Origin of the sequence: Cobetia sp. 1CM21F (assembly GCF_023161745.1) — a bacterium.
Taxonomy (GTDB): Bacteria; Pseudomonadota; Gammaproteobacteria; order Pseudomonadales; family Halomonadaceae; genus Cobetia; species Cobetia amphilecti.
This window is the reverse complement of record NZ_JALNTQ010000002.1, coordinates 499024-524738: the sequence shown is the minus strand read 5'-3', so window position 1 is coordinate 524738 and position 25715 is coordinate 499024. Positions and strand designations below refer to the sequence as shown.

The 25715-nt window shown below is 51.8% G+C and carries 17 protein-coding genes; 6 read left to right on the top strand and 11 right to left on the bottom strand.

Going from position 1 to position 25715, the window contains the following annotated elements:
- Nucleotides 1–194: 194 nt before the first annotated feature.
- The 4 genes from zorA to MSG32_RS07820 are packed head-to-tail and all read left to right on the top strand — an operon-like array spanning nt 195 to nt 7789.
- Nucleotides 195–2165 carry an anti-phage ZorAB system protein ZorA gene (gene zorA / locus MSG32_RS07835; RefSeq protein WP_248379080.1) on the top strand — a complete coding sequence of 657 codons (1971 nt, stop codon included), beginning with the start codon at nt 195–197 and terminating at the stop codon, nt 2163–2165.
- Nucleotides 2165–2929, top strand: a complete 765-nt coding sequence (locus tag MSG32_RS07830) for an OmpA family protein (RefSeq protein ID WP_248379079.1) — start codon at nt 2165–2167, stop codon at nt 2927–2929. Before zorA ends, MSG32_RS07830 begins: the two co-directional genes overlap by 1 nt.
- Nucleotides 2926–4767, top strand: a complete 1842-nt coding sequence (locus tag MSG32_RS07825) for an EH signature domain-containing protein (protein WP_248379078.1) — start codon at nt 2926–2928, stop codon at nt 4765–4767. The genes MSG32_RS07830 and MSG32_RS07825 overlap by 4 nt, the downstream gene beginning before the upstream one ends.
- A complete protein-coding gene (locus tag MSG32_RS07820; protein WP_248379077.1) occupies nt 4754–7789 on the top strand; it encodes a DEAD/DEAH box helicase in 3036 nt (1011 codons plus the stop codon). The genes MSG32_RS07825 and MSG32_RS07820 overlap by 14 nt, the downstream gene beginning before the upstream one ends.
- 342 nt (nt 7790–8131) lie before the next feature.
- On the opposite strand, the gene MSG32_RS07815 is transcribed toward MSG32_RS07820, so the two are convergent.
- The 6 genes from MSG32_RS07815 to MSG32_RS07790 form a co-directional block, all read right to left on the bottom strand.
- Nucleotides 8132–9703 (bottom strand): hypothetical protein, encoded by a 1572-nt coding sequence (locus MSG32_RS07815; RefSeq protein WP_248379076.1) that lies wholly within the window; start codon nt 9701–9703, stop codon nt 8132–8134.
- Nucleotides 9704–9749: 46 nt separating this feature from the next.
- On the bottom strand, nt 9750–9896 hold the full coding sequence (locus MSG32_RS07810; protein WP_248379075.1) for an alpha-amylase: 147 nt from the start codon (nt 9894–9896) through the stop codon (nt 9750–9752).
- A 124-nt stretch (nt 9897–10020) separates the two neighbouring features.
- Complete coding sequence (locus tag MSG32_RS07805; protein ID WP_248379074.1) at nt 10021–13221, bottom strand: DEAD/DEAH box helicase family protein; 3201 nt, start codon at nt 13219–13221, stop codon at nt 10021–10023.
- Between the two features lie 56 nt (nt 13222–13277).
- Nucleotides 13278–14228, bottom strand: coding sequence for a GIY-YIG nuclease family protein (locus tag MSG32_RS07800; RefSeq protein ID WP_248379073.1), 951 nt, complete (start codon nt 14226–14228; stop codon nt 13278–13280).
- Nucleotides 14225–15616 (bottom strand): restriction endonuclease subunit S, encoded by a 1392-nt coding sequence (locus tag MSG32_RS07795; protein ID WP_248379072.1) that lies wholly within the window; start codon nt 15614–15616, stop codon nt 14225–14227. The genes MSG32_RS07800 and MSG32_RS07795 overlap by 4 nt, the downstream gene beginning before the upstream one ends.
- Nucleotides 15613–17625 (bottom strand): class I SAM-dependent DNA methyltransferase, encoded by a 2013-nt coding sequence (locus tag MSG32_RS07790; protein ID WP_248379071.1) that lies wholly within the window; start codon nt 17623–17625, stop codon nt 15613–15615. Before MSG32_RS07790 ends, MSG32_RS07795 begins: the two co-directional genes overlap by 4 nt.
- Nucleotides 17626–17865: 240 nt before the next feature.
- Here MSG32_RS07790 and MSG32_RS07785 point away from each other — a divergent pair, with 240 nt between their 5' ends.
- On the top strand, nt 17866–18762 hold the full coding sequence (locus MSG32_RS07785; RefSeq protein WP_282460316.1) for a LysR family transcriptional regulator: 897 nt from the start codon (nt 17866–17868) through the stop codon (nt 18760–18762).
- A 1-nt stretch (nt 18763) separates the two neighbouring features.
- Here MSG32_RS07785 and MSG32_RS07780 read toward each other — a convergent pair whose 3' ends face one another.
- Nucleotides 18764–20269, bottom strand: a complete 1506-nt coding sequence (locus MSG32_RS07780) for an AbgT family transporter (RefSeq protein WP_248379069.1) — start codon at nt 20267–20269, stop codon at nt 18764–18766.
- A gap of 37 nt (nt 20270–20306) precedes the next feature.
- Nucleotides 20307–21461 (bottom strand): amidohydrolase, encoded by a 1155-nt coding sequence (locus MSG32_RS07775; protein ID WP_248379068.1) that lies wholly within the window; start codon nt 21459–21461, stop codon nt 20307–20309.
- 225 nt (nt 21462–21686) lie between these two features.
- On the opposite strand from MSG32_RS07775, the gene MSG32_RS07770 reads away from it, so the two are divergent.
- A complete protein-coding gene (locus MSG32_RS07770; RefSeq protein WP_248379067.1) occupies nt 21687–22202 on the top strand; it encodes a hypothetical protein in 516 nt (171 codons plus the stop codon).
- Nucleotides 22203–22379: 177 nt separating this feature from the next.
- On the opposite strand, the gene MSG32_RS07765 is transcribed toward MSG32_RS07770, so the two are convergent.
- From MSG32_RS07765 to MSG32_RS07755, 3 genes are all read right to left on the bottom strand, one after another.
- Complete coding sequence (locus MSG32_RS07765; RefSeq protein ID WP_248379066.1) at nt 22380–22895, bottom strand: flavin reductase family protein; 516 nt, start codon at nt 22893–22895, stop codon at nt 22380–22382.
- A gap of 289 nt (nt 22896–23184) precedes the next feature.
- Nucleotides 23185–24219: a methionine synthase gene (locus tag MSG32_RS07760; protein WP_054555785.1), complete on the bottom strand. Its 1035-nt coding sequence runs from the start codon at nt 24217–24219 to the stop codon at nt 23185–23187.
- 95 nt (nt 24220–24314) lie between these two features.
- On the bottom strand, nt 24315–25304 hold the full coding sequence (locus tag MSG32_RS07755) for a DUF1852 domain-containing protein (protein ID WP_248379065.1): 990 nt from the start codon (nt 25302–25304) through the stop codon (nt 24315–24317).
- Nucleotides 25305–25715 lie beyond the last annotated feature (411 nt).

Below are 25715 nucleotides of genomic sequence, written 5' to 3'. Positions count from 1 at the left end.
CGATGTCTGCGTTGACGGAGGTAGGAGATGTGTCAGTGTATTTTTCAGAAGGGAACAGTGATCCAATACGTCAACGCCGGGATGTATATATTTAAATTAATTGAGTGGAATTAATAATGTTTGAGTCGATTTCGCATCTTTTACCAAATCTTCAAGCTATGAACCCTTTAGTTTTCCAGAGCAATGATCTCCAGATGAGCGACTGGTTCTGGTTAGCCATGATGGCGATAATGATGATCGCTATTGTATCTTTAGGATATTATTTTAATAAGTACAAGAAGAGCATTAAGTTTGTTGAGAGCCTTATCAAGGGGCAGTCAAGGGAAGAGCTGGCTTGGAAACGACAACAAATACTAAAACAGGCAGAAGATTCAGACACCCAGGCAGGGAAACTATGGGGAGAGTTTGATGAAAGCCTAGTATATTCTCCAGATAAAGATAAGCTTTTCAATACACTAGATGCCGACCATTTCTTTAACGGAAGAACGTTAGCATACGGTCTGACATCAAGTCGCCTTCTAGCGGCTACGCCAACCTTTCTCACCGCGATCGGGGTATTAGGCACTTTCATTGGTCTAACAATCGGATTAAGAAACCTGCAGGTCAATACAGACGATGTTGATACGTTGCGAGTTGGCATTGCGAGCATGATCAATGGCGCCGCAATTGCTTTTTTGACATCCGTATGGGGGGTTGGACTCAGTCTCTTGCTCAATGTGATAGAGAAGATGGTGGAGCGAAGCGCTTTGAGGCGTATCAACAGGCTTCAGCATGACATTGACTTTCTTTACCCTCGTATGTCTGCCGAGCACTCCCTTGTCCATATCGCTGAATCCAGCATGGCAAGCAAGGAAGCATTGCAGGAGTTACATGAACGTATCGGAGATAGGCTTCAAGAAACCGTTAGTGGAATGAGTGAGGCCATGCAGCAGGCAGTATCAGACTCCCTGAACAATGTCATGGCTCCCGCCATTCAGGCATTGGTAGATAACGCGAGCAATCAGTCTACTGAAGTGCTCGAAAAGCTCGTGACTAACTTCACAGAAGGCGTCAAATCGGCAGGAAGTGAGCAGAGCCGAGCGCTTGAAAGTGCCTCCGAACAGGTAAATCAAGCAGTAAGCTCAATGACCATGAAAATGGATGAGCTCTTTACTACACTAACGGAGCAGCAAAATAAGAGCGGAGCACAGGTTGAGAATACCTCTCGTAAATTTGCACATCAGCTGGAACAGCAGCGAGAGACTGCTCTGGAGCAACAGTCGGCATTGACTCAAAAGTTCGAATTTTTCATGGACCAGATGACGCAGTCAATGGAACACCAGTTCCGTCAAACCTCTGAGCGTGATGAGCAACGTCAGCAAGCGCATGAAGAAAGCCTAAAGCAGATGTCTGAATCTCAGGCAGAGGCAATTGATCGTCAAATGGCACTGGAAGCAGAAAGAGATCAGGATCGTGCCGCCAAGTTTAGTGAGCAACAGAAAGCGGTTGAAGAAAGATTTAGTATTCTAATAGAGAAGCTTGTCAGTGAGCAGCATGAGTTGATGAGACAGGTAGGAGAGGCTTCGAGGAGTGCTAATCAGCATCTTGATGGTATTTCTTCACAGTATGGCAAGCTGTCTGGCGCGCTGAGTGAAGTCGCCAAGTCGGCTGAGCGTAGCAGTCAAAATATGACTAATAGCGCGACCCAGCTAGGAACATTGTCGGCTAATCTTCACAAGACTACTACGGTACTTGATGAGAGAGTCAAGGCTGTTACGGAAAGCCTGGATAGTGTTTCGATAAGAAATAGCGAGGTTCTTGATAATATTACAGAACATGCAAATTCTCTATCCAGGTTGCAGGAGACTATCAGTGATACGGCCCACCAACTTGAATCCGCAGCTAGATTTGCTAATGAAGGGTTCGGTGAACTAAGTAACCAGAATGAAGAATTTATCAGTAAGCTGAGAGATGAATTTAACCGGCTGGGCGAGTCTCTTGGTGAGCAGGTAGGAAATATTGAAAAGCAAGCAGAAGAGTGGCTGAGGGCGTACAGCAAGGAAGTTCGTGAGCAAGTCTCCGAACGTATGGAAGAATGGAATAAAAACACTCTATCCTTTGCGGATCAAATGAAGAGAACTGTGATGGCTATCAATGGTATTGTGGATGATTTGGAGCGTCGTTAATGAAGCTTTATAGACGTGAAAAAGCCACAGTCGATGAGGAAAATCCTTATTGGATGTCATTTTCTGACATCATGTCAGCCTTGTTGATCATTTTTATATTGGCGTCGGTAGTGCTAATAGTTCAGATCATGGAGATTCGTGAGCAGCTGGAAGAGCAGCAGCAGGAATTCACGGAAGAAATTCAGATGCTCGGTCAGGCGGACGAAGTCAGAAGAACTATTCTCCATGAGGCTGCTGATGAGCTTCACCGTCGGGGTATTCGGGTTTCTGTCAGTGAAAATGATACCGTATTAAGCATACCAAATGAGATTCTAGGGTTTGAAACTGCTGAATTTGATATTGGACCTCAGTATCGGGAGACTGCCTCGCAAATCGGTAACGTCCTGGCTGAGGTGATTCTTAAGAACAACAGAATTAAATATCTCGACACTGTTTTTGTCGAAGGGCATACAGACAACCGTCCTTATCAAGGAATGAATGGAAAGGGAAACTGGGGGCTTTCGGCATTTCGGGCGATTTCTCTGTGGCAACATTGGCTAAACGTTTTGCCGGATAACCGAAGTCTGGAAAGCTTGACCAACCTGGATGGGCTGCCGGTATTTTCAGTTAGTGGCTATGCCGAAACACGTCCTGTCACAGATGTTCAGGTATCCGAGGAAGATCTCCGGGCCAATAGAAGGATAGATATAAGGTTTACGATACGTCGGCCTACAGTAGAAGATTATCAAGAAATCCAAGATAAATATGTGGATGAGTCGTTGTGATACTGCCATCTCTAGAGGTAGTTAATATAACTTGGAAGGCTCTTTCACTAGAGCCTTGGGATGAGATCACTTCGTCCGCAAAAAAGGTTGAGAACGATGCTGGGCGAGGTGAAGTTTATCAAAAAGCTGAAGGGGAAATTAAAGAGGTTGCCAATAATAAAAGATTTGAGGTGCTACCAAGCCTGCTCATGAAAAGAGTGGCCGTGCGCGCACTCACTCAGCTATGGCTCGATGATCCTGAAGTTCTGAAGAAATTGATTAGTCCTAGGCTTCTTGAGGTTATCGTTGAAGCTCAGCAGCCTCGCCTAGGTAGAGTGCCTCTTCTCAATATTCTCCAGCTCTATTTCCAGGAATTCGATAACTTGGATCGCCTGCCTTCATCAAGCGATGGTTCGCTGAGAGAATCCATTGAGAAAACTCTTATTGATCAGGCAAGTAAAATCAAGGTTGTGGAAGAAGAACTGGCTATTGATGACCTTATAGAAGTTGTCAACCGTCAAAGCGACTGGATCCTGACAGTTGATGGGCCGTCCCAGTTAGTGAAGTATGCTGTCAATAATAGCATTTCGTTGCAGGAAACATTCTCTAGGTTTGGATTATTAGGAGTTGATGGGGGCCGTTATTCGGATATTTGTCGTGCGCATTATTATTTAGAAAAGTTAAAGTGCGTTAACGAAAATGAGTGGTCGCCGATTTTTGATGAACTTTTGCACCAGGATGTGTCGAGGGCACCCTATCGGAGCGAAGGTAAAAGGATTGGTCATGCAGCTCTTGAGATCCTTATTGATCGTGTAGCGGAGGCGAGCGAAACTTGGCAAGATTTCATGTTGAGTTTGGCTGGTGATCCGCGTGTTTCAAGTAAGGTTAAGAGCTACCGAGAGTGGTGGGCACCTTTAGGTGAAATGCGTGTTGAAAAGGTTAGAGGGTGGCTTTCCAAGCAGGATCTTCGCCTCTTTCTTCAAGCGCTGGAGCAGTATGGGGAAACCACCAATAATGCAGAATTGGTGAGGATGTTTCCCGCTAGGAGAACGTTCCTAGAGGGGCTTTTCAGGCTTAAGATGATCAAGAGCACTAGACTGATGCTTGGCAGCAAGGCTGAGCACTCAGTAAAAAGAATCTTGAAGGATGAGCTGAAGGTTAACTATATAAAGTTAAATGGTCAGCTTTCCGACAAGGCGATCATATACTTGGATTGTGGAGACTTCCATTTAATAGAGGGTTCACATAGTTTCAAACTTTGGGTTTACCTGGCTCCACCGAGTCACCGGTATGTTGGATATGAGGTGTCAGTATTATCTCATTCTGACTTGACAATCCTGTTGCCCAAGGGATATCGGGAAGAGTATCCTGGCTTGAATCACGCTGCCATCGTTCATGCACCTTCTACTTGGCAGAATAAAGTATTTGAGTTTTTGGCTAATAATGGTATTGAGTTGGATATTGAAGCCTTGCTGAGAAAGGAAGATTACAAGCGATATATTTCCAGGTTTGGTATGCCAGTTGTGAAGCCCATACCACCGGTCATAATGTCATCGCCAGCTGAAAAACTTATTACTGCTGATAAAAATAAAGGTTTTGATGAGTTGGTAAAAAGGAATCATTTCGAAGGCGTCTCATCACCTTTGGCAATTCAGATTTTGCTTTATTTATATATGTATCCAGGTAGCAAGGCAAGGGATGCTTCTAAACATTTAGGCCTGCCATTGACAGACATCAACCATACCTTGCACTGGGACCTGCAAGGTTATTGTCAGCAAACGTCTGATTTCAAATGGATTGTTACAGAAGATGGTGAGAGCATATTGAGGAACAGTGGGGTTCTCGATGATGAAGAATAAACTTCGGAAAATCCTGAGAAGTATTCTGTCTGATGAAGGTGATCATCAAGGTGGTGCAGAGAGATTTGAGCTAACATTTGATGATGACGGTGTCAAACTATATCTTGATAAGCATGAGTTTGAGACATTTCTTTCGGGTAAGGGCTCTCCCAACCTTAACCTGCAGGGGGTTGTTCTTCGTATGCTCGAAGAGCAGGGGCTTGCCACGCGGTTTCCTAACGGTTTCAGCCTTGACACGCTCGTCGCTGCTTCGTTGGATAATGAGCAAATAGAAATTCTGGAGCTTCCACCCCAGTTTAAGGGAGAGTTTACGGCATCCATCAAAGGTCACTCTAACAATAAAGGTTTTTCTGTAAAGGTTTATCCTGTTTTTAATGGAAATCAGGTTCCCTGTCGTATCAAAGGTGCTCTCATGGAAGTCGGGCCTGATAATCGCTACTTACTCGCTCACTCGCAGTTGATAGCATTTCAGGCGCTGGAAAAGCATTCAATGCTACCTGAGAATCTTAAGGAGAGCAGTGACAACCTACGACTTCTAGCTTCACTGCAGATGGCCAAGCGAAGCGGTATGAACGTTGACTTGAGCCATTTCGAAAGAATCAATGTTGAAAAGGCAGAAGAGATTGGTGTTATTGCAAAACAGTTGCCTGATGGTAGCTTGGAGCTTTTTCCTAGTGTTGGCGATGGCTTGGATGAGATTGAAAACAGGCTTGGTCAGTTGGATATTAATTCAGATGACGGTGTGATTAGAATAAAAAACAAGGTGATAATACTTGACGAAGAAAGGATGAGCGGTGTTAGAGAGGTAATGAATAATCGCCGCATTCCCTCAGAAAGCGTGGCTGACTTTATCAATTCTCCCTCTGCTTTTCTTGATGCTTCTTTAGTTAATCTAGACCTTGGTTTTTCGGTTCGCGTGCTTGGTGTAGGAAAGATAAAGCATATGGATTTTGGAGGCTTGGAAAAAGGAAATAACGACTGGTTTGGCGTTGAACAGTCAGCCTCACCTCCCGAGATTATCAATAAGCTCATCAAAAGCCATGAGGAGTTTGAGGATTTTCAGAGGAAACTCGATGTAGCTTGTTCTCAAGGAGCGCAGACTGTTGACTTTCAAGGAGAGAGTGTCGACATATCGAATATCGAGAATGTAGAAAGTATTCTAGGTAAGGTGGCGAACCGTCTTGATAAAAAAGAGAAGTCAGAAGAAGATATTGATCAAATTGTCGATAGAACTGATACCCAAGTTGGTATAATTGTAAAAGATGCTGAAGACAACGGTGAATCCCTAAGAGCCAGGCTCGATGCACACACGGTAAAGAACCAACCTGACTGGGAGATTTATGCCAGGAAGCCTTTCCCCCACCAGGAAGAGGGGGTGAACTGGATGCTGAAGCTGATTGAACTGAGTACTCTGGATAAAGGTGATAGTTTTGAGCGTATCCAAGGGGGGGTTCTAGCTGATGACATGGGGTTAGGTAAGACATACATGTCACTCGTGGCCATCAATGAGTATCTATTACACAGCAGACGGAATGAGTTGAAAGAGAAACCCATTCTCATTGTTGCCCCTCTTAGCCTTGTGGAGAATTGGGAGCAGGAGGTTTCACTTACTTACAAGACTATTCCTTTCAAAGATGTCAAGATACTTCAGTCTGGCCGAGATCTTGCCGAGTTCAAGAAGAAAGGTGAGAAACGGGAGTCCGCACAGGCTTCAGAGCTATTGAACGAAGAGGGCCAGATGGACCAAGATAAGGTTCGATTTGCTCTCCATGTTGGGCCAGACGCAGGCTCAAAAAGGCTCGATATCAATAGACGACTCGTTGTTACGACGTATCAAACTCTCCGTGACTACCAGTTCTCACTATGTCTCGTTGACTGGGGAATGGTCATCTTTGATGAGGCCCAAAATCTCAAGAATCCCAATACGCTGCAGACACATGCAGCAAAGGGGCTTAATAGCGATATCAAGATATTGGCTACTGGTACTCCTGTTGAGAACTCTCTCGGTGACTTCTGGTGCCTGATGGATACTGCGCAGCCTGGCTTGTTGGGAGATTGGGTTTATTTCAGAGATAAATGGGTGTCCCCTATACTACGTGCCTCTGAAGACGAGAAGGATTCCATTCGTCAATCGATTGGTCAAGATCTACGTTCTGCAGCCGGTGGTTTTATGCTGCGTCGCATCAAGGAAAATCAACTCTTAGACCTTCCTACTAAGAGTATCTATAGTGGTGTGCCAGTATCATCGCATAACGTTTCCTACAGTCCAAAGCTTTCATCTGTTATGAGCGGTGCTCAACTATCCCACTACAATGAAGCAATAGAAGTCTATCGAAAACTGAGGGCTGAAGCAGATGATGTCAGAGGCATCGCGCTTTCGACACTGCAGAAATTGAGGACAATATCGCTTCACCCACGTGCTGGTGCGCCATTGCAGTCCTTGATTTCCAATCCTGAGTCATACCGAGAGATTATGTCTCAATCTGCCAAGATGAGGGTAGCCCTCAATGTTCTTGATGACATAAAGGAGGCTCGTGAAAAGGTTATTATATTTATTCTTTCAAAAAATGTGCAACGTTTCGTGAAGATATGGTTGGATAAAATATATGGACTTGATATCATTATTATAAATGGCGATACATCTGCGGTAGAAAAAAAAGGAGATAGCCTCACTAGGAAGGGCTTAATTGAGCAGTTTGAATCTGTTCAGGGCTTCAATGCCATTATCATGTCACCGGTTGCTGCAGGTGTTGGTCTGACGGTTGTGGGTGCTAACCATGTCATTCATCTGGAACGCCACTGGAACCCCGCTAAAGAGGCACAAGCTACCGATCGGATTTATCGTATTGGTCAGAGGAAAAATGTCTATATTAATATTCCTACGGCCTTACATCCTGTGCACGACTCCTTTGATGTTCATCTCGATCGATTGCTCAGCGGGAAGCTTCTATTAAAGGATGCTGTTGTGACCACTGATGTGGTCAGCGAAAGTGATGTGTTGAAGTCGCTGGGGCTTGAGTAGTACTAGCTTTACACCATTGTTGTTAATTTGTGAATAGGCTGAATGCTCGGATTCTATTTAACTACCGCTGGGGAAGACGCTGCTATGCTGCTTTTGAGGCCGTTCGCTAGTACTTCAGAATCTCTCGCTTCGCCGCCATAATCCTAGTCTGGGGTTATGTAGCGAAGGATACTGTGGCTATGTTCATACTTGTATCCTTCGCTAAATTACGGGCTTCTCTCCTGAGCCTCAGCCAAGGACCAGGCCGTCAACGAGGAAGTTCGCCGATATTACAGTGCTTTGAAAGCTGTCTATACTGGTAGATTTCGCTCCAGATCAGCTTAATGGATAAGATTGTATCAATTACAATCGTGGATACTTACAGTTCTTCAATCCTAAATATCTGTAAGCAACTCTAAGATTTTCGTCAGTAGGCTCTTCGTCACGCAGCCATCTCACAGGTATCCCTAAATACTTTGCCCACAGAGCTGCTTTTTTGAATTCTCTCCATTTGTCAAGTTTTGCACAAATCTCTATGTGCTGGTTTAGGGTCCGATAGAAAGTGTTTCCTGCTCTATATTTTCCATACTGAAACGATTTCTGAAAATGCTGATGTGCTTTTTCAAAATCATCCTTTCTATAGTAATAGCCGCCATACAACCAGTCCGTTACCCACGGAAGTTGCTTGTCAAGATTATATGCTTGTAGTGAATTGCTAAAGTCATCGATATCTTTTGATGTAATGTTATTATCGTTTATCATGGTCAATGCTATCGGCATCAACAGTGAAAAGCCTTCGGGTACGTTGACAGGGCTAATATCATACGCATACTCAGGCACTTTGGCAGCATAGTTACCATATTTTTTTGCCAACCAATTGACCATTGCTCTATCGATAGATCTTTGGTGCAATATATATTCAGATATAGGGTGTCTAGCTCGCTGACATTTTTCATGAAAAAACGGTATGTATGAGGATAGCATTTTATATTTTAGCTTTTGTGCAGAAATATTGTCATCTATTTCTCGTGCCTGAATCTCTTCAGAGTAATTTTTCTGGAACTCATCGATTTCTTCTCTGATCCAACATACATATTGTTTTATTTGGTCTGTTAGCTGGAATAATGTCTCAGTGCCATAGTTTCTCTTCACGTCTTGCGCTAATGAAGTCAGAGCTAGAGATAGAGATATAGTGGCTAGTATGCTGTCCTTTACTTCACTCGGTATCTTCTTTCCATTGTTTTCCTGAGCTTCCAGCGAGTCGCGAATATTTTTTGTCAATCCGAGCATGCTGGGTATAGACTTTCCGCGCGTCCATTTACTGGCATTTTTGAAATTATTCTCTAATCTATTGAAAACATCCTGGCTATCAGCTGGTTTATGGAATTGAGTTTGCGAGAGGTCGGTTACTGAGTATGCCCATTTCATTGCGTTGGCTATCGGCCATACTATTTTTCCATCCTTTTCTTCTGGAAGATACCAGAAGTCCTCTTCGGGCCATACTGCGTCCGGTCTTAAGTCTTGGTATATTAGATATGCCAAGCTTGATTCCGTAACACAAGCTTCTATAGCAAAGTTTTTTATAAAGTATAGGACGGTATCCCTTTGACTCATGAAGGTACCTTGACTAACTAGCAGCTCTTTATAGCTGTCGTGTAACTTGTTGGCTACTGAGCATATCTGGGCAGCTACTATAGGACAGGAAATAGAGTCTTTGAGATAATTATTTATTGAGGGAATCAGGGCATCAAATTGTGCCTGTAAATGCCCTTCCTCTCGGGCAAGCCTTTCAATTTGCTTTTGAATTTTCTTTTTTTCTGCTTCACTCGTATGTGTATTCTCTTTGGCTTCATTCTTACGAGGTAGAATACCCATAGTAGACACAAAATATTTGATAGCCTCTCCCAAGGAGGGGTAAGTATATTGAGTTGTCATGTGTATAGTTAGGCCTCGGTTTTTAGCCGAGGCCTTGACTCCATGTTTATTTGTTGTTTGGATTGAACTGCTTGCCGCGGTTTCCATGAACCTTGGAATTCTCGCGATTTGTACCAGTAGTACCACGATTGGGATTAAGCGCCCGAGAGCGGTCATTTTGTTGTTGCTGGTTAGATTGCTTGGAATGTTTCATGTGTGGCTCTCTCCTGTGGGTGAGAGTGAATCTTATAAAATTGACCTTGACTCGGACCAACCTCTTTTTGGCGACGAACTTTTTCGTTCTGTCGATCCCTGGTACCCAGGACTGCTTCCAGCCCTTACCCCTGCACCACCTTGCTGCCTTCACTCCGCTGCCGGAGCAGCTGATACATCAGGTGTGCGAAGCGTTTCTCTATCCGGCCGTCTTCCAGTATCGGCATGGACATCTTCTCTTGGTCAGCCAGTGCATCGAGCAGTACGTCGTTTAGGCGCTTGGGTAGCAGGCCCTTCATGGCGTCTTCGAGGCTGTAGCTGTTGACCTGCCCCATGAGGTCTTCATCTCGCTCAAGGCGGGTGGCGAGACCATTGGCGAAGTGGAGCTTGTCGTCGTCCTGGATCTCGGCACCGTAGAGGTCATTCAGGGTGTCGATGATCTCATCCAGCTTCTTCTTCTCCGGGTCTTTCGGGGTGCCGGAGCCCACCTCGGTGATGGAGTCCAGCCCGAATTCGCCTTCCTGCTCCTCTAGGCGCAGCTCCTGCTCCTGATGCTTGGTCTGGCGGTAGTGCGTCAGCTCCAGCTCGCTGACGTCCAGCTCCGGGTCCTTGAGGCGGTCTTCCCGCAGCAGTGGGCTCAGGTGCTTGGCGAACACGCAAAGCTGCTCCAGCTCGGTGTCTTCGTAGGAGATGATCTGCGACAGAAACTCGTAGGCGCGCACGAAGCTCTTGAGGTTCTTGCGGAACAGGTCGAGCTCATCACGTGAGGTACCCGCATCCTTTAGCTCTTGCTCGGCTCGCTTCAGGCCCATCTCATCGCCGTTCTTCTCGGCAATGTCACGCGCGTCACGCCACACGCGTATGTGCTCGGTCAGCGCGACATAACGCTTGTTGAAGCGATCACGCGCCGGGTCACAGTAAAACGACAGCTTCGATGATGGCGCCTTGGGATCAAAGAAGGCTTCGGCAAACTGGGTGACTTCCAGGCCATGATAGATACCGGTGTCATCCAGGCTCTGCTGCATGTCATAGATGACTTGCGGGTCTGACACCGTGGCCAGCTCGCTTTCCCGGTAGTAGGGCGCGAAGGCATCCAGAATGTCCTGAGTGTCATTGAAGAAGTCGAGGATGAAGGTTTCCTTGCCGGGGAAGAGACGATTGAGGCGCGAGAGAGTCTGCACGCACTCCACGCCCTGTAGTTTCTTGTCCACGTACATGGCGCACAGCTTGGGCTGGTCGAAGCCGGTCTGGTACTTGTTGGCAGCGATCATCACGTTGAAGTCGTCGCTATCGAGCGCCGTGGCAAGGTCGCGGCCTTTTACGCCGGCATTGAGCAGGGCGCTGGCCTCGGTGACTTCCTCGGGGATGACATCGTCGGCCGGTACGCTTCCCGAGAAGGCAACCAGCGGATGCACGTCGTCATAGCCCTTGTCCTTCACATAGGCGAGCATCGCCAGCTGATAGCGCACGGCTTCCTGCCTACTGCTGGTCACCACCATCGCCTTGGCCTGACCGTTGAGCAGATGACGCACGTTGTGGCGGAAGTGCTCGACGATGACTTCGACCCGCTGATTGATGTTATGCGGATGCAAGCGTACCCAGCGCGCCAGGGTGCGGCTGGCCTTCTTGGAGTCAACCTCGATCTCGTCACCGTCCGGATGCGAGAGCTTCCATGCCGTCTTGTAGGTGGTATAGCGGCGCAGTACATCGATAATGAAGCCTTCCTCGATGGCCTGACGCATGGAGTAGAGGTGGAAGGGGCGAGGCTTGTTGCTATCGCTTGCCGGTAGTTCTGGCTCTGGACGTACCCCGAACAATTCCAAGGTGCGGCCCTTGGGCGTGGCGGTGAAGGCGTAGTAGCTGATGCGCTGACTGGCACTGCGCGCGGCCACGGCGGCTTCCATCACTTCTTCGCTGCTCAGCTCGGCTTCCGGGTCATTGGTCTGCCCGGCGCTGTTGAGCAGGGCTTTGAGCTTGCCCGCAGACGAGCCCGTCTGGGAGGAGTGAGCCTCATCCGCGATGACGGCATAGTGGCCCTCTGCCAGCTTGGGACGTTTCTCCAGCGCATCGAAGAGGGCGGGGAAGGTCTGCAGGGTCACGATGATGATACGAGTGTTGGCCGCCAGAGCATCCGCCAGCTGGGCTGACTTGCTGGCGCTCGCGCCTTCCCGGCTGATAGGGCACACCACGCCGTGGGCATGCTCAAATTGATAGATGGTGTTCTGCAGCTGGCTGTCCAGCACGGTGCGGTCCGTCACCACGATGACAGAGTTGAACATGCGGCTGCCATCCTCGGCATACAGGTTCGCCAGTTGATGCGCCGTCCAGGCGATCGAGTTGGACTTGCCCGACCCCGCACTGTGTTGGATCAGGTAGCGGTTGCCCGCCCCCTCATTGCGTGTGGCCTCCAGCAGTTGATTGACGACCTGCCACTGATGGAAACGCGGGAAGATCATCGTTTCCTTGGTGATGCGGTTGCCTGCGAAGTCCTCGCTGGTCTTCTCCTCCAGGTGCAGGAAGCGGCCGATGATCTTCAGCCAGGCATCCGGTTGCAGCACCTGCTTCCACAAATAGTCGGTGGCATAGCTGTTGGCGTCCTCCGCAGGCGGGTTGCCGGCTCCGCTTTCCTCGCTGCCTCGGTTGAAGGGCAGGAAGAAGGTCTTGTCGCCCGCCAGGCGGGTGGTCATCGCTATCTCATCCTGACGTGCCACGAAGTGCACCAGTGCCCCGCGCTTGAAGGCCAGCAGTGGCTCTTCCTTGCGGGTGATGGGGTCTTTCAGCGGGCGGTCCTTGCGGTACTGGCGCTTAGCGGCTTCCAGCGATTGCTTGAAGGCGCTCTTCAGTTCCAGCGTGGCCACCGGCAGGCCATTGACGAACAGCATGAGGTCCAGCCGTGGGTTGTAGCTGGCCTTGCCATTGCTGCTGTCCTTGGCATGCGGGGAGTAGGACACCTCCGGCACCACGCGCAGGATGTTGGCCTGATAGCGCTGCACTGACTCCGGGTTCATGGCGTGGTCTGGCATGAAACTGCACATCACTAGCGTATTGCCCGGCATCTTGAAACCGTGGCGCAACACGGCCAGCGTGCCCAGCTTCTTGAGGTGGCGTTCTACCTGCTGAATCAGCACCTGCTCAGGCTTCTGTGGATTGCTAGTGCAGAGCTTGTCCCAGCGCTCCGGCCAGGCGGCCTTCTGGTAGGCAACCACATCTTCGGGGTAAAGCGCTGTGGCGCGATCGTACTGGCTCGCCTTGCCCAGTTGCCAGCCACTGGCGACGAGGCTATCGACGATGTCCTGCTGAAACTGCGCTTCCTTGCTATCAGCCATGAGGCATTCCTGCTTGTTCGTGAGGAGTCGGCATGCTGGGCTGACTCACTGATACGTTACTGGGTGTAGCCTTCATCGGTGGCGCTGGGGGTCGTCATTACCACGCTGTCTTGCCAGTCAGCGTAGGTCTGGCCGGTGGCTTCTGTCTTCCAGTGCTCGCGCCCATTGGCTGCACGACCTGACACCACCGCGGCGGCGGCGCTGGGGCTCGAGAAGGCCTGATCGGTAGAAAAGCAGCGTAATCCCTTTTCCGCTTCGATCAGCACCCCGTTGTCACAGAGTTGCTGGTAAAGGTTCTGATAGCCCCCGCCTTTGCCTGTCCAACTACCCTTGGCCAATGACCCCTTCAAGACATAGAACTCGCCTTCGATTTCCTTGCCCAGCGCCTTGATACCGAAACGCGGTACCTCTGCCACAAAGAGTGGTGATGCTTGAGCACTGATGTCTGCCGGTTCGACAATCGTGCTGGAAGCTGAGGGCTTGGGTCGCTCACGCAGGAAGTCGAAGCTGAGTACCGGCAGCACGGTACGAATCTGCTCCATGAAGAAGGCCATGTCGGCGCGGTCTGACTCTGGCAGGCCGCCGTACTCATGGGCGGTGCCATTGAGCAGACGGCATTGGCCGGCCTCCCGCGCGGCCTGCATCAACAGGCTCTCGAGATGTTTAACGTGGGCCTTGGTCAGGTTCTGGTCCTTGCTTGTCACCAGGCACACCCGCTCCCAGAAGTCCTTGCCGCCCTTGTCCTCCGGCCGGTTGTGCTGTTTGAGGCGGGTGGCCACGTCATCGCTCTCACCGATGTACACCGACGGCAGAGAACTATCCTCGGCGGGTGGACCGATCAGGAAGTAGATCCCGGTGCGGCTGCACTCAGGGCGCTGCACCAGCTGGCTCAACTTGCCACGAGGGCCGGTGATGACATGGCCGGTCCAGTTCATGATCTCGGCGGTCATCAGGCCACTCGGTGTGCCATCGACCAGAAACAGTCGGATGCTGCGTCCCTGGCTCATGCGCTGGCCTCCGCTGGCTTGGCCGCTGTTTGGCTCGCCTCCGGTGGCTGCCAATCACGCACGTCGATCTTGCCGGTGACAGCGGCGGAGATCAGGGCAGAGCGACGTTCTTGTAAAAAACTTATAGACTGAAGCCCTGTGCTTGCTAGCACATCCAATCTATTACATTCAGCTTTGATAAACCTCAATATTTTCTCTTGCTCTGAGTAAGATGGTAGAGGTATTGGACAAGACATTACATTGCTTGAGGATATGGATGCGAGATTGGTGCTCTGCTTTGAATGCAGATAGAAGTAAGAACGAGCTGAACTTGAGCGCGTGAATTCTGCGAGCCAGTATGGAGATAGTGCCTCATTAGTCCTTATTGAAAAGACATGGTTTTGGTGAAGGCATTTTTCTATTTCCCCCTCCCATACTGTACCTCTACCAAGTTTATCATTGTCTCCACCTTCATTCATTAGCACATCTTTTGGCTGTAGGAGGTACCTGTTTACTTCTTTGATCGCGATGTTGATTTCTTTTACTTCAGATAGATCAACATGACCGTCTTGTACGTTTGCAACTCTAAGATAAGGAAGTTCGACTACCGGGGTAGCATCATCGTAGTCCTTTCCTTTCGCGACCCCCCCTTGGATAGTGGCATACCATCGTAGGGAGCCAACTCCCCAATGCGCTGGCACTTCTCCCAGCCATTCCACACCAGAGTCTTTCATCGGCACATTCGGGTCCAGCCCCTTGGTGACGGCGTGTGAGATCACCGCCTGACGCTTCTCCTTGAGGAGTGCGATCAGGCGTTGTTGCTCATCGATCAGCGCGTCGATACGCGCGGTTTCGTGGTCGAGGAAGGCCGCGATGGTGGTTTGTTCTTTTTTAGAGGGCATGGGGATTTTCGTAGAATCCACAAGCTCAGAATCTAAGCTTTCGACTGTAGCACCTTGCTTCGACCATTCAAAAATCAGTTCACGATTTAAGCCCTGCACTAGCCTTAAGAAAAAGTTAGAGCTGACATAGGGTGCTAGATTATAGGCTCTCATGTCTTGATTTATCGTTACGGCATTACGATTGATTGCTACAGGTATGGTGTGGCGTAAAATACCAGAACGAAATACTATCAGAGTATGTCCAGGTGGAATCATTTGCACTGATGAGGCATCGATAGCTTTTGGTGTTATGGTATCCATTGTTTTTGTGATTATTTGTCTTCTCATATCTTTGGGCGTGACCCATGAGATTCCACCATTCCAATACTCAAGATTGTCTTTAGGTGGTGTTCCACCACCCTTGGAGGAAGATATATAACTTAATTTTACAACTTGCCAGTGTGCGGGCACTTCTCCCAGCCACTCGACGCCGGAGTCCTTGTATTCTTCATAGGCCTTGAAGCTCATGCCGACATCTCCTCGATCATCTGCTTGATGCGGTCGGTACAGGCCTTGAGGTCGGCATCGATGGCTTCCAGCGGACGCGGCGGCACGAACTGGTAGAAGTGGCGATTGAAGGGGATTTCATAGCCTTCGATACCGAGACGGCCAGTGAGCGGGTCACGCTTGGTGTCGTCGATCCAGGCATCGGGTACGTGGGGTTTCACTTCACGCTCGAAGTACTCCAGTACCGATTCATTCATCGGCACGTTCTCGTAGTCGCGCAGGCCGCTATCGGCTTCCGGGTTACCGTGCTTGTCACAGCAGATATCGGCTGTGTCGCTGCGCTCGCTCAGGGCGTTCATGACTGCCTTGAGCAGTGGCGCACCGACTTTCATGCTGGCGGGCAACTCTGCCTTGAAGGCAGCCTTGAGCACCTTGGTGAAGGCATCACGGTTGGTGAACAGGGTATCCGGCAGGGTGGCGCAGGCGGCGAGCAGGGCGCTGCGTTCTTCTTCCTTGAGCTTCTGGATGGCCTTCTCATCATTCAGGCGGGCGAGGCGTTCCTCACTGGCCTGGAAGTCGAGGCGCAGCGGACGCTCGACAGTGATACGGCGGTAGCCGAAGTCTTCATTGGCGAAGATCTTGCTGCGCGGTGCGCCGTCTTCCGTGAGGCTTTCGTCTTCCCCTGCAAAGCTGCCGTAGAGGCGCACCAGCTCATCAATCTGGCCGTCTTCCAGGTACTTGCGCTTGCTGCCGAGCGACTTGCGCATCTTGCTACCCATGTCACCGGCGTTGATCAGCTGCACCTTGCCCTTGCGTGCCTGCGGCTTGCGATTGGAGAGAATCCACACATAGGTGGCGATGCCGGTGTTGTAGAACATGTCCGTCGGTAGCGCGATGATGGCTTCCACCATGTCGCGGGTGAGCAGGTAGCGGCGAATCTCCGACTCACCACTGCCGGCGCCGCCGGTGAACAGCGGCGAGCCATTGAGGATGATGCCGATACGCGAGCCGCCATCGCTGGCTGCACGCATCTTGGAGACCAGGTGCATGAGGAACAGCAGCGAGCCATCGGAGACACGCGGCAGGCCGGGGCCGAAACGACCATCGTGGCCCTTGAGGGTGTGCTCATCGGTGATCTGCTTTTGTACTTTCTTCCACTCCACACCGAAGGGCGGGTTGGAGAGCATGTAGGTAAAGCGCTCACCGGCCAGCTGGTCATCGGATAGGGTGTTACCGAGCTTGATCTGATCCACAGCCTGGCCTTTGATCAGCATGTCGCCCTTGCAGATGGCGTAGGACTCGGGGTTGAGCTCCTGCCCGTGCAACGAGACGCTGACGTTGTGGCTGATGTCCTGGATGTAGGCATCGCCCTCGGAGAGGAAGCCACCGGTACCGGCCGTGGGGTCATATAGGGTGACGATACCACCGGGTGCGATGTGTTCTTCTTCACCGGTCATCAACAGCGAAGTGGTGAGGTGGACGATATCGCGTGGAGTGAAGTGCTCACCGGCTGTATCATTGGAGCTTTCGGCAAACTTGCGGATCAGCTCCTCGAATATGATGCCCATCTCGTAGTTGCTGACGGCCTTAGGGCTGAGGTCGATCTCCGCGACGCGTTCGGCCACCATGTAGAGCAGGTTATTGTTGCTCAGCTGCAGAGCGAAGTTCTCGAACTCGAAGTGCTCGAAGATTTCACGTGCACTGGGGCTGAAGGCCTGCACGTAGCTCATCAAATCTTCAAGCGTTTGAGTGGTGGAAAGAGTGCCTAAGGTGAGCGGCGAGGTATTGAAGAACTCGTGGCCTGCAGCGCGTATCAATTGCTTCTCGCGGACGCTGTCCCTCTTTTCGATATTTTCTTCCGCAACGGTTAGTACGTTTGCTTTAGTGTTCTGTAGGACACATTCCAAGCGACGCAGAAGGGTGAAGGGCAGGATGATGCGCCCGTATTGAGACTGCCTAAAATCGCCGCGCAGCAGGTCCGCGATGGACCAGATGTAACTCGCCAGCTGGGAATGACTTTCCGTGTTCACGATGATGCTCCCGCGTATGGAACTGCTATAGGAATTGCAGATAAGGCTGTAGGGGCATGATAGCGCGTCATGCACCATGACTAAATCAGGGTATGGCGAGGTGCGTCGCATATTCAGGCAGTTAGCGAAATACCATCGTCCGAGAGGGGAGGGGCAGATCGCATGCGATGCGCAGATGGAATCTGTGATATCTGTATGACTACCAGCATGTAGCACTGATTATCAGAGGCGTAGTGACAAATGGAGTGTCTGGACAAGCGCGCGCTTTATCTGCAGGAAGTCAGCAGTTGTGGTGGGGTTCGGGCGGCTGCGGAGCATCTGGATGTGAATCCTTCTGTCGTGACGCGTCAGATCCGGAGTCTGGAGAATGAGCTGGGCGTGGCGTTGCTCGAGAGAAATGGTCGCCATGTACTGCCCACGGAGGCGGGGAGACTGGTGCTGGAGAGTTATCTGGCACAGCGGCAACTCAACTCCGAGCTTCGCGATACGCTGTCACGCTGGAAGAACCTGCAGACGGGGCAAGTCACTGTCTCTGTCGGTGATGGTTTCGTGGACAGCTTCATCAAGTCGGTGCTGAGCACCGTCGCAAAGCGTTATCCGGATGTGATGATCGATATGCGGACCGGCATCTATGTGCCGCGCGAGCCTCATGAGATGGTCTTGCATGATGAGGTGGATATCGCGGTGACTTACGGCCCGGTGGTAGACCCACGTCTGGTCGTGCATTCCTTTGCCCGCGGGCCTCTATGTGCTCTCGTGGCGAGGGATCACCCCTTGGCAGATCATGAAAGCGTCTCCGTGGCGGAGTTGGCGCGTCACAAGTTGATCTTCCTGCCGGAGGTTTCGGGGTCGCAGCGTCTGGTCAATGACATCTTCCGTACGGCAGGCCAGGTCGCGACGCCTTCCTACCGCTGCAATCTGCACTCCATTTCGCGCCGGATGGCCTGTGCTGGCATTGGTGTCGCCTTCATGACGGCAGCCGCTGCACATGAGGAGGTCTCGGCGGGGCTCCTGTCTGCCATCCCCATCGAGCATCCTTTGGCAGAGGCCACCCAAGGCAATCTGGTACGCAGAGTCGGCAGACGGCTGACGCCGGCTGCCGACTATCTATGGAAGGTGATGATGGGGATGCACTGACTCAGCTCGCCATCATGTAGACCCCTGGCCCTATGGCCCAGCCCAGCGAGAGCCATAGCATCAGGAAGGCCGACCAGGCGATCAGGAAGCCAAGCGCCAGTGGAAGCATGGTGGCCACTAGTGTGCCGAGGCCCATTTCCGGTTGATAGCGCTGCATGTAGACCAACGCCACCGAGAAGTAGGGGCTCATCGGCGAGATGATGTTGGTACTCGAATCACCGATACGGAACATCGCCTGCACGAAGGCGGGATCGAAATCGATCATCATCAGCATGGGCACAAAGACCGGTGCCATCAGTGCCCATTGTGCGGAGCCGCTCGTCATGAAGATGTTGAGCACTGCCGTCATCACGATGAAGGCACCGACCAGCGGGAGACCGGTAAAGCCTGTGCTCTGCAGGATATCGGAGCCTTCAATGGCAATGAATTGGCCCAGCTCGGACCACTTGAAGTAGGCGATGAACTGCGAGATCGCGAAGAACAGCACTAGCGTCGGGGCCAGCTCGCTGGCAGATTCCGCCATCTTCTGCGGCACATCTCGGCTGCTGGTGATCTTGCCGACAGTCGCGCCGTAGACCAGGCCTATCAGTACGAAGTACAGGAACATCAACGGCACGAGGGACTTGAGGAAGGGAGAGGGGATCAAGCCGCCATCGGCATTGCGTAGCGGTGAAGCCTCAGGCAGAACCGCGATCAAGATAAGTGCCACATAGGCCAATGTGGCCAGGCCGACGCGCTTGATGCCGGTCCATTCCTCAGGCTTCAGCTCAGGCTTTTCGCCCTGTGCCGTGAAGTCCTTGCCCATGGGCAGGACACGTTGCAGACGCGGCTCCACTACCTTGTCGATGATGAGAGTCCCGACGATGGCCAGTACGAACACCGAGCAGGCGACGAAGTAGTAGTTGTCGACGGGGGAAATGTAGGCCTCGGGGTCCACGAGCCTGGCAGCATCCGTGGTGATACCGGAGAACAGAGCGTCCCCCACGGTCACGAACAGACTGGCATCGTAGCCGGCGCCGGCAGCTGCATAGGCTGCCGCGGCACCGGCGATGGGATGACGGCCCACGGAGTGGTACACCATCGCCGCCAGCGGTATCAGGATCAGGTAGTTGGCATCCGAGGCGATACTGCCGCAGATACCTGCCATGAAGACGCAGAACGTCAGCAGGACCGGAGGCGCTTTCGCGACGCTGACCTGCATGAGCGTGGACATGAGACCGACCTTGTCAGCCAGGCCTATCCCGAACATGACGACCAGGATGAGCCCCAAGGGCGGGAAGTTGATGAAGTTGCTGACCACGCTGGTCAACATGAACTCCAGACCCTCAGATGATACCAGGCTACGCACATGTACCACGGCATCGCTTTGCGGATTGACGGCAGACACACCAAGTAGATCCAGCACCGCCGAGGCGACGATGATCAACCCTGCCAGAATCGTGAACAGAATGAAGGGGTGAGGGAGCTTGTTCCCTGTACGTTCGATGGATGCGAGAACGGCTTGCATTGTTGTTGTCCTTGTTATGTTGATCTGACCGACTTGTTCAATCGCGTGCCAGCAAGTCCTTGGCCAACGACAGGAAGACACCGCCCGCGACCGGCAGGATGTCGTCATTGAAGTCGTAATGCTCGTTGTGCAGGTAGGCACTGTCGCCGTTGCCGACGAAGAAGAAGCACCCGGGGATTTCCCTGAGGTAGAAGGCGAAGTCCTCAGCGCCCATGGTGGGCATGTAATCCAGCTTCTTGATGTCATCACTGACTTGATGGTGACGAGCGATCTCGAGGACCTTGTCAGACCATTCGGCGTCATTGAGGAGAGGCGGGATCTCGAGCTCATGCGTCATTCGGTAGCTGGCACCATGCGCGCTGCACATGCCAGAAATGACTTGCTCAAGTTGACCGGCCAGTGCATCACGCGAGGAAGTGCGGTCACTGCGGATATTGATCAGGATCTCAGCTTCGCCGGGGATGATGTTGGCCGCATCACCGGCATGGAAAGCGGCTATCGTAATGACGCCTGCTTCCAGCGGCGATTTGTGACGCGCGACCAGTCCTTGAAGTTGCTGAATGATCGAGGTACCCACGTAGATCGCATCCACTGCCAGGTGCGGCATGGCGGCATGCCCGGTTTTCCCTTCGACTGTGACCCGGAAGGTGTCGTTACCCCCCATGGCCGGTCCGGGCTTGACGAATACCTGACCGGACGGGAAGTTCGGACGATTGTGGTAGCCAAATATCGCGGAGACTTTCGGATTCTCCAGCACACCTTCTTCGATCATCCGTGCTGCACCGTTGCCGCCTTCCTCCGCCGGCTGGAAGATCAGCTTCAGATGCCCTGACAGAGTACCGCGCTGTTCCATGATGGCTTCAGCTGCCAAAAGGAGTGTGGCGGTATGGCCATCATGCCCACAGGCATGCATCAGTCCACGCTTGGTGGAGCAGTGCGAAAAGGTGTTGGCCTCATCAATCGGCAGCGCATCCATGTCGGCGCGAAAGGCGATCACGGGCCCAGGACGTCCAGTGTCCAGCTCTGCCAGAACCCCCGTCTCTGCTATCCCTTCGGTGACCTGGTAGCCCAGCTCGCGCAGTCTCTCTGCGACCACCTTTGCAGTCTGCGTCTCCTCGAACTTCAGCTCGGGGTGCTGATGGAAGTGGTGCCTGAGCGATCTAGCCGTCTCTAACTGACTGTCGGTAAACATTGATTGTCCTTGTTCTAGTTTAGGAGCTGCTTGACTACGCTAGAACAAGGCGGGAGCACGAAGGGAGACCAGAGAGTGGCGTGTTTGTTGACCTGAGTGCAACAGACGTTGGTGAAGGCTTACCTGAAGCTAGTGGACATTCTATTTATTTCTAAATTGATATTCATATGTTATTAGTATGAGTGTGCAATTCTATAACGGTCGCATCTTGTAGGGGATTGAGGAATGAAGAAAGGACTCAAAAGTAAGTTGGCTGGACAGGTCGGTGAGTACTTGGTGTGTGCCGAGCTAGGTCGACGTGGATTAATAGCAACATCGTTTACCGGGAATGTACCCGAATTTGATCTTATTGTTGCTAACGATTCTCTTCAGACTTTACCTATTCAAGTCAAAACCTCCAGAGGCCATAGCTGGCCAACTTCTGCGAATCGATGGATCGATATTGAGCTTGATGAAAGAAAGGGAATTCAAATAGATCATGGGAACTTAGATATTACTAACCCAAAGCTTATATATGTATGTGTAGCCTTGTCGGCTCCTGAGGACGATGCAGTCGATCGTTTTTTTATTCTGACAAAGCAAGATATTCAAGCAATTTGCTCTGAAAATTATAGAGAATTTATGGATAAGCATAATTGGAAGAGACCCAAAAACTTCCGGTCCTATGATAACAGGTATTATATTTCAAATCTTGAGGTCTACGAGGATAACTGGCAGTTGATACAAGAGCAGCTAAATTAATTTTCGGGCGCTACTTCTGAATGCAACACCGATGCAAAGTGGTAAAGTGCTGCATTCAGAGTATGTGTTCAAAAGTTAACTCTCTAGACTTCTATTCTTGGTAGAAGCCTACTCTTCTCGGAAATTGAATAGCGTAATAAGCTAGGTATTGTGTAATTTATTAATCTCTATGAAATATCATTCTTCCCAAGCCAAGTCTCCATACTTCCCTTTGAAATAAAGCAGTGGCCGCGCCGTCCCCGCAACATCCAGATTCAGTCCCTTCACTTCCCCGATCACGATCAGGTGATCACCTGCAGGATGCTCAGCGTGAATTTTGCAGTCGAGCCAGTGCAGGCTGTCATTGATCACGGGGTTGCCGAGGGGAGAGAGCTGCCAGTCGATGCCTTGCCATTTGTCCGCGCCACGCATAGCGAACTGGTTGGAGACATGGCTTTGCTCGCTGGAGAGGATATTGACGGCGAAGCGCTCTGCCTGGCGAATCTTCGGGTAGCTGAAGGAGCTTGCCTTGACGCTGAAGGAGACCAGCGGCGGATTCATCGAAACGCTGTAGAACGATTGGCAGGTGAAGCCGATCGGTTCTTCGTCGACCTGGGTGGTGATGATCGTGATGCCGGAGGCGAAGTGGCCGAGGGCTTCACGGAAACTAGCGGGGTCGATGGTGGGGGCTGGGTTGGTGTCGGAGAGTGACATGGCAAGTCCTGCAAGATTGGGGAGGTAGTAATTGTCAGCCGTGGGGGAGGGGCTGCAGCGATGGCGCGGGACTGGGCGCTTGAGTGACAGGGAGGAGAGTGATGAAAAAATGGCCGTCGTGAATCCTTCACGATGGCCATTTTTGTTTGCGGCGGTATCAGCCGCAGCGGCTTCCACTCTCGAGCACTATCGTCGGGCCAACTCGGGTCGCAACTCGCTTGGCGCTATCTGTCAGTGCTATGTCTTGGCCCGCGCTGTACCTTGGCCAGTTCAGTGTCTCGCCAAGCGATCAGCGCTGTGCTTCGAGTTCCTTGCGCACGATGGCGGCGCCGGCGCTGAGTGCCTGCAGCTTGCCGCGGGCGACTTCACGGGAGAGCGGGGCCATGCCGCAGTTGGTGCAGGGGTAGAGCTTGTCGGCATCCACGAACTGCAGCGCCTTGCGCAGGGTCTCGGCGACTTCTTCCGGCGTCTCGATGGTGTTGTTGGCGACGTCGATGGCACCGACCATGACCTTCTTGCCACGGATCAGCTCGATCAGCTCCATCGGCACGTGGGAGTTGTGACATTCCAGCGAGACGATATCGATGTTGGATTGCTGAAGCTTGGGGAAGGCTTCTTCGTACTGACGCCATTCGGAACCCAGGGTGTTCTTCCAGTCGGTGTTGGCCTTGATGCCGTAGCCGTAACAGATGTGGATGGCGGTCTCGCACTTGAGGCCTTCGATCGCACGCTCCAGCGTGGCGATGCCCCATTCATTCACTTCATCGAAGAACACGTTGAAGGCCGGTTCATCGAACTGGATGATGTCGACGCCTGCCGCTTCGAGCTCCTTGGCTTCCTCGTTGAGGATCTTGGCGAATTCCCACGCCAGCTTCTCGCGGCTCTTGTAGTGGCCATCGAAGAGGGTGTCGACCATGGTCATCGGGCCAGGCAGCGCCCACTTGATCGGTTGATCGGTCTGCGAGCGCAGGAACTTGGCATCCTCGACGAACACCGGCTTCTGGCGGGAGACTGGGCCGACCACGGACGGCACGCTGGCCTCGTAGCGATCACGGATCTTGACGGTTTCGCGCTTCTCGAAATCTACGCCATTCAGATGCTCGATGAAGGTGGTGACGAAGTGCTGACGTGATTGCTCGCCATCGCTGACGATGTCGATCCCGGCGTGTTGCTGCTCCTGCAGGGAGACGCGCAGGGCATCCTGCTTACCCGCGATCAGTGCCTCACCTTCGAGCTTCCAGGGGGACCAGAGGACCTCCGGTTCGGCGAGCCAGGACGGTTTCGGCAGGCTGCCAGCGGTAGAGGTCGGAAGTAATCTCGTCATGATGAATAACCTTGTCCTTGAAATGGTTCAGATAGCGAATGTCGTTCGTCGATCAGCGCGCTGTTTGCGGATCAGTGAGCTGACCAATGATGGAGTTATCGATTGGCGGACCAGCTGGCGGACCACTGCTCGAGCAGGTTCTGGTAAGGCTTGATGAAGCTCTCTTCCACGAACTTGCCCTGCTCGATGGCGAGCTGGCTGCGCTCTTCGCGGTCGTACACGATGCGCGTCAGTGAATGGTCCTGCTGCTTCAGGCTCGCCTGATAGGATTTGCCGGCCACGGAATTGGCGTTGTAGACCTCAGGACGATAGATCTTCTGGAAGGTGTCCATGGTGCTGATGGTGCTGATCAGTTCCAGATTGCTGTAATCGTTGAGCAGATCGCCGGTGTGGTAGAAGGCCAGCGGCGCAACGCTGCCCGGCGGCATGAAGTAGCGCACCTTCAGGCCCATCTTGTTGAAGTACTCATCGGTCAGGGAATAATCGTCCTGGCGATATTCCACCCCGAGGATCGGGTGCACGTTCTCGGTCTGCTGATAGGTCTTGGTGGTGGAGACGCTGATGCAGATGACCGGCGGCTTCTTGAAGCATTCCTTGTAGGCTGCAGAGCCCACGAAGGCCTGGAACAGATTGCCGTGCAGCTCGCCGAATTGCTCCGGCACGCTGAAGGAGTCCTTGCCCTTGTTGTGCTCCAGCAGGCGCACGCTGAAGTCATAATCGCGTACGTAGGACGAGAAGTTGTTGCCGGTCACGCCGTCAATGCGCTGATTCGTCTGGTGATCGATGATGGTGGTCTGCAGGATCTCGATGATCGGCAGGGTGTTGTCGGAACGCGCGGCATCGAGATTCAGCTCGACGGAGATGATGTCCAGCTCGACGGAGTAACGATCGCCCTTGGGGTTGTCCCAGTTGGCCAGCGCATTGAATCGGTTGTTGATCATGTTCAGCGTGCTGCGCAGGTTCTGCTGACGGCTCTCACCACGTGCCAAGTTGGCGAAGTTGGTGGTCAGGCGGGTGTTTTCCGCCGGAACGTAGTTCTCGTCAAAGCGCAGACTGTTGATGCTGAAACCGAATTCGTTGCTCATGGCGTTCACCCTGATCCTGAGAGAGAAAATTCACTGTGTCGTCGACATCTTCCCGTGATCTTTCAGGCGTCTCGTGAGCGGGTTGCTCTCTGTGAGAACGCATCCATGCCGGGAGAGGCACGCTGCTCGCCATCACGTTCCGTGTGCTGGCTGTGAAGTGCAGCGTCATGGGAAGTCTTCATCAACGATCTGATGCAGGTGAGTATCCAGTGCCTGGCTTCATGAGACAAACTGGATTTTTTAATGTTCAAGTTGAGTGAAATTCATGATGAGAGCGAGCGTCATGTCTGGCACTGTGAAAGCCGGCGAATCGAGCGGGGTGAGGCGGGCTCAGCACGTGCGCAACGTGAGCCGCAGAGACGTTGATGCGAGGAGTGGGTAAGAAGGGAAAGAGGGGTAAGGGGGAAAGAA